The 6541-nt window shown below is 64.6% G+C and carries 2 protein-coding genes; both read right to left on the bottom strand.

Features of this window, described 5'->3' with window-relative positions:
• Positions 1-531: 531 nt before the first annotated feature.
• Positions 532-3921, bottom strand: coding sequence for a DUF499 domain-containing protein (locus IRZ31_RS19285; RefSeq protein WP_297156728.1), 3390 nt, complete (start codon positions 3919-3921; stop codon positions 532-534).
• 165 nt (positions 3922-4086) lie between these two features.
• Positions 4087-6541 (bottom strand): hypothetical protein (locus IRZ31_RS19290; RefSeq protein ID WP_297156731.1); only part of this gene is annotated, 2455 nt, incomplete at its 5' end.

Raw genomic sequence — 6541 nt, forward strand, 5'->3', positions numbered from 1 at the left:
CGATCCGCTTGTGGATACTGAAAGTCTGGGGACTGGCCCGCGGCCTGCTGCAGCCCACGGAGTGGCAGGGGTCTCGATCCGCTTGTGGATACTGAAAGACAGCAAATGTCCCTGGTTGCAGCCGCTCACCACGTGTGGCAGGGGTCTCGATCCGCTTGTGGATACTGAAAGTCTGGGGACTGGCCCGCGGCCTGCTGCAGCCCACGGAGTGGCAGGGGTCTCGATCCGCTTGTGGATACTGAAAGAGCAGCGCAAGCATGTCATTGCTTGTGACGTACCAGCGTGGCAGGGGTCTCGATCCGCTTGTGGATATTGAAAGGGTCGTGCTCGGATTGCTGTATGTGATGTCCATAGAGTGGCAGGGGTCTCGATCCGCTTGCGGATACTGAAAGAAGGAGAGGAGGAGGGGAGGAAAAGCGTCCAGCAATAAAACATGAGCGCCGGGCATGCCACCCGGCGCTCACTCTGCTTCTCTGCTCTCCTTACTCAGCAGATGGCAACGAGCAAAAGGAAAAGAGCCATCCTCCATACTCAGGCAGAAGAAGAGCGCAACCTCAAGCCAGGTGCCACCTCGCCCAACACAGCATTCAAACGCTGCAAGGCCTCCCCCGTCACACGGCTGGCCGGCTCAACTTCGATCCCAACCTGAAGACGCAGAGTAAGATTGTAGTCCCCACAGATCTTAAACAGCTCGCCAACTACCTCAGCCAAATTCTGAAGCTCACCGCTCTCAAGCGTCGCCTCCGCGCGCAGCGGCAACACATAAGCCGTGGGCTGCTCACGCGCGGCGCTCACACCTGCCGCCCCCATGAGCGTGCTCTGCAGGCCAGCCACCGCTACCGGCTCCTGGCGCGTCACCACAATCTTGACCGCCCGCGCCCCCGCATAGTCACACGGCCAGGGACCTGAGTCGACGCTGCGCTCCAGCAGACGCTGCTGAAAAGCATCCTCAATGACCGCCCGCACCGTCAGCCAGGGCAAGGGCACACCCAGACGCCTGGCCAACGCATCAGCGATCTCCCGCGCCGTCGTCTGCTCACCACGCCAGGCCTCCGGCAGCCGCTCAGGCAGAATCTCACTGGCCGCCAACGGCTCCGGCGGGCGCCTCAGACGTGCCCCCTCGCTCAACAGCACATCCTCAGCCACCTCCTCCCCCAAAAAGCTGCTCTGCCCGCTCAATAACCAGAGCTGTCGCCCCCGCACCGCCTCGCGCACCGCCTGCCTGATCACCCGCGGCTCAGCCTGCGGAATGGCCAACAGCTCACTGTAACCATCGCGCGGCTCATGGACGACTTGACCGCCGCCAAAGTAGATAGAGAGCCGACTGAGAGACAGCTCCTCACCCTGCCACAGCTCTGGCAAGACCCCAGGCTGCAACAGCTCAGGCGCCAGCTCTGTCAGACTGGCCGCCTCGGGCAAGACCACCTCTAGCGCCGGATCGCGCAGCACCTCCTCATCGGGACGCTGTCGCCAGAAGGTGCGATAGCTGCGATCGGGCCGCGGCTGACGAAAAACAAAGCGTCCCTGCAGACAGCCATTGATCAGGGTCTGCCTGATGGCCTGGCGGTCGACAATACGCGGCAGGTGCACGAACTGGGCGAAGGCCTCCAGCACATCCTTGTAACGCCGCGCGCTCTCGCCCGGACGCCATAGCTCATAGGGACCGCCCGGCAGCAGAGCCTCTGCCTCGATCGGCTGCTCCGAGATGCGCACACGCTCATCAGCCTTGAGCGAGGCGTACAGATTGCTCTCGGTGAGCTTGATCTGAAATGCCTCCGCCTCGTTGTTGACCGAGAGCGCCACCACAATGCAGTAGCTCTCGCGCACCAGCTCCTTGAGGCGCGTCTCGCTCTCTTTCTTCTCGCGTTCCAGCAGCGCCTGGCGATTGCTGTCGACCTCCTGCTCTTCACGCTTGAGTCGCTCCTCAACGTCGAGCCAGCCCAGATAGCTGCGCAGGGCCTCGCGGGCACCATCCAGCCCGCGCGTGTAGGGAGCTACCACGATGACGGCGTTGCGATAGACGCGCGGCGCCTCGGGACCGCTCTTCTCGTTCAGGATGCGCAGGGCCAGCTCCGAGGGATGCCCGGGACGGCAGGCCCCTTCTGGCCCCAGAATGACCAGATGTAGATCACCGTCGTCATCTACATCGCGCGGCTCCCGGGCAAGCTTGTGCACGCGCGGCGGATGCCGCTCGCCACTGGTCGAGAAGAGATAGCGACACTCCTCGATTTCACGGCGCAGATGGTGCTCGACAGCCTCGGGACTGATGTTCTGACAGGCATCGTGGTGCATCTGACGCAGGTTGGGTCGCGCCCCCAGACGCCAGACCTTTGGCAGCTCCTGGCCCTCCTCGTCCAGTTTCTCTCTCTCATGCCAGGTGCTCTCGTCGAGAAACCAGGAGACCTCGGTCCACTGCTTCAGGGCCTGCGTCAGAGCAATGCGATCAGGACTCATCTGGCCGATGAGGCGCAGCAGTTCATGCAGGTTGGCATCTTTGCCCACGGGCTGCGAGTGCAGGAAGGTGGCAAAAACCGCCTGCTCGACCTCGCGGAAACGCAATGAGGGAAAGGAGCGCTGGATCTGGCGCGCCTTCTCTAGTTCGCTCTGTAGAATGGCGCTCCAGGCCTGGCGTCGGCCCTCGTACGATTCGTTTTCGGCGGTGGTGGCCAGCTCGTGGGCGACTTCCGAGAGGCCGCTGCCGTTGGGCGGGCCAATGAAGGCATTGACGGAGACCAGCGGGCAGGGGTCCCAGCGGGCGGCGTCGCGCAAGGCCAGGGCAAAGTTGCGCAGCGTGCCGCGCGTACCCTGGAAGGTCTGCAGGTCGGTCCATTTGCCGTAGAAGAGGTCGATGAGATCGGGATGAAAGGGATAGCTGTTGACAATGCGCTCCTCAAGTTCGTGACGATGCCTGGCCACCTCTTCGACAAGGGAGGCGATGCCGTTGACGGCAAAGATGGCCTGGGGACGGAAAAGGTCGCGGTTGCGGATGGAGTCGGGAGTGAAGAAGCGCCGGCGCAGCACCTCGGCAAGGTCCTCTTTTTCGACCGGCTGGAAAACCGGCTCGCGCTGGCGTCCGAGGATTTCTTGTAGCTCGTTGCTCAGCTCGCGCCCCAGCTCGTCGCGCTTGCGCGGGTCGCTGGCCAGCAGCGAGACGACGACGGCGCAGGTGGGCACCTTGTTGGCGGCCTGCGTCAAATATTGGAAAAAGTCGCTCATGCGCCAGCGCCAGACAGGATCAAGGCCGACCTTCTCTCGGACATAGATGAGGACCTCGTCCATGAGGACAAGGGTGGCGTTGTTCTGGCGCGCCGGCAGCGAGAGCAGGGTGCTGATCAGGTTCTCCGCCGGTGGCGTCTCGCGCTCGGCGTCCTGCTCGTCGGGATGGATGAGGCGCAGCCCTTCGCTGCCGGCGAGCTGGTAGGCGAGGATGCTCCAGGGATGGCGCAGCCAGCGCCGCTCTCCGCCGGGACCGGGGATCTCCAGGCCCTTTTCCGGGTCAAGCTTGTCGAAGGCCAGCACGGCGATGCGCGCCCGCGGCAGGGGGCTTAGACCGATGGCTGCCTGGAATTCTTCGACGGCGGGCAGCCTGGGCAGACGCTCGGGCCGATGAGCCAGGTGATAGAGGGTGATGAGGGTGTGGGTCTTGCCGCCGCCGTAGTATAGCTCGAGCTGGTAGACGGCGCGATCGCTCAATCCGGCCAGGCGCTGCATGACTTCCCGCGCCAGACGGCGCATGTTGGCCGTGGGATAGGTGAAGGAGAAGAATTCGTCTGGCTCGCGGTAGAGCGAGTTGCCTCGCTGCATGACGACGTCATAGAGGTCGGCGGCAAAGCTGGCCAGGCTGAGGTCGCCATTCAGCAGGTCGTCGCGCAGGCGCACGATCTCATGCCAGGGATGCGACCGGTGTGTACTGGTGCTCATAGGTTCCTCTCTCCCTCTTCTTGACCTGTCTTACTCGTGCATCTCCTCCAATCAAGGTACTCCCTCCTGGGGTTGACTGAGGCCAGCCTGCCCGCTCCGGCCTGGCCCACCGCGGCGATCGGAGCAGGAACAGATCGGGCAGCAGGCCAGGAAAGTGCGGCGGCTCTATTCTGGCCTGCTGCGGGATGGAACAGAGGGCCTTGCCTGGACCTGGCTGAATGGCAGGCTCTGGTTCGGCAAGCCTTTGCGCTGGTCGAGATAGTTGCTGATGCTCTCCAGCAGGGAGCGCTCATCGCTGCTCTCGGCGGCCAGCTCGATGAGGGCCTGCAGCAGGGCACGGAAGAGCGGCTTGTGGTCGAGCATCTGGTGGTCGAGGTAGTCGTTGACGGGGCGGACGTCGCCGGCCTTCCACAGGTGCATGAGATGATGGACCTGGTCGATGAGCGGGGGTGGCTCGTCGTCTTTGCCGTTGACGCTCTGGCCGAGGTGCGGCTGACGACGCTGCTGCCAACTTTTGAGGCGCAGGTTGCTGCCGCTGCTCTCGCCTGATCTCCCGTTGACCTCTTCGGCGCCCTCGTCCTCCTCCTCGTCGTCCTCGTCGGGGGTGCTGCCGTTGCTGGTGCTGGCTGAGGCGCTGCGGCTGAGCAGGTCGTAGCGCTGCACGAGGTCACGATCGCTGAGGCCGCAGGACATGGCGTAGAGGATGCAGACGCCGCTGGGTACCGGCTCGAAGCCGAAGCTATAGCGGTGCAGCAGGTAGTAGGCGGTGAGGTCGTCCAGCTCGCTGATGCTGTCCCCGCTCTGGCTGAGGACGCGCCCAACCATGAAGTCGACGACGATGCGCCGGACGTGGCGCAGGAATTCGCTGATGTTCATGAGCTGGCCCGGCTGGTCGGCTTTTTTGACAACCGGGTAGCGGCTGTAGATTTCGAGGGCCGCGCCGGTGGCCGACCAGATGAAGTCGGGGCCGCGAATGCCGACGTCCCAGAAGTGGCGCAGGCGCTCAGTGATGTTCTGGCGCATCTCGGCAAGGACGGTCTTGTCCCAGCCGGGGCGCGTGCTCTCGGGCCGCCGCCGGCAGACCAGCCAGATGGAGGAGGCCAGAGCGGCGGAGGAGAGAGCGCGTGTGCGGTTGCTCATCTCGGTCTGAATGGGCCAGCTGGCCTCGACGACGAAACCGGCGCGGATGAGGGCCGCGACCAGGGTCTCCCAGGCGTCAGGCTGCTTGTGGGCGAAGACGATGACCAGGCGCCCATCGGGGCGTAGAGCGCGGTAGCAGGCCTGGAAGGCGTGGTACATGCCATCTTCGTAGGCGGCCCGCGAGTGCTGGCGGTCGCCGCCGAAGCGGCTGGCGTCGTCGATCAGCTCGCCGTCATTGCGCTCATGATCCCACTTGGGCGCGAGCGGGCTGGCAAAGACGGCGTCGATCTCGGGGCTGAGGCCGTGCAGGCTGCGCCGCAGCCAGACGTAGAAGAAGTCCATCAGGTCAGAGTAGGGGATGGCGTCGTAGTAGGGAGGATCGGTGACGATGAGGTCGTAACGCTCGTCAAGCGCTTGCGTCGCAGAGCGCTGTAGGATCTGGGGAGCCACTGGGCTGTGCCGGCAGGCCGCCAGGGCATGCTCAAGGTAGCGGGCGAGCCACTCAACGGCGCCAGGGTAGCCGCCGGAGCTGTCTTCAAAAGGGACGCTCTCGGCAAAGTCCCAAGCGAGCGGTAAGGTAAACTGCTTAAAAGTATTGCGTATTGTTATGCGCCCGATATCCCATGAACAGAGCGTACTTCCCCTATCCGCCAGGCGGTCAATCGCCAGCGCCAGATAGGCGCTGATGGCCTCCACCCAGTGCGGCGGGTAGCCCAGGGCGCGCAGCTCCTCGCGTGCGGCGCGCGTCTCGCGCACGAAGGTCCCCAGGGCCAGCAACTGGCGCGGCGTAAAGAGCTGATGCCAGCGCGAGAAGCCGTAGCCATCCACCGAAAAAGCACGGCTGGCCCCCGGGCCACCGCGGGGCAAAGGCTCCTCTGGCAGACCGAAAGGGATCGCCGCAAACAGGGCCGGCAGCGCGTCAGCCGCCTCCTCGGCGGCGCGGCGCTCCTCCTCCGTCGGCAAGCGATACTCCTTCCCCTGCTTGCCCTCGACGATCACCGCCGTCAGCACTGTTCCCAGGCGGCCCGCCATCCCCTCGAAGCGGATATCCTCCATCTTGATCACCGTCCCGCAGCAGGGGCAGGTCACCCCCGTGCGCGACATCGTCCCCCCGCCCACGCGGCGCTCAAAAGCCCGGCGCTCCTGGGCCGTCCCCGTCGGCAGCGGCACATCCTCCCAGATCTCGAAGACCACGCCTGTCCGCTCAGCGTTTGGCTCCATCTTGAGCGCCACCCGTTTCTTCCCCGTCCTGGCCAGCCAGCGCGTCTTGAGCAGCGGCACCGTCGCCCGGCAATTCTTGCAGCGCATCGTTCGCGCCCACAGGTAAGCCACCGTCGGCCTGTCATCGACCGTCGGATAGTAGCCTGCCAGCGCCGCCCGCGCACGCTGCAGCACCCACTCGCCCCAGGCACGCACATGCCAGGCCGCATCGGCCTCCAGACTCACAGCGACCTGCAGACCAGTTAACTCATGCTGTCGC

The organism is Thermogemmatispora sp. (assembly GCF_019683635.1).
In the GTDB taxonomy this organism is placed as follows: domain Bacteria; phylum Chloroflexota; class Ktedonobacteria; order Ktedonobacterales; family Ktedonobacteraceae; genus Thermogemmatispora.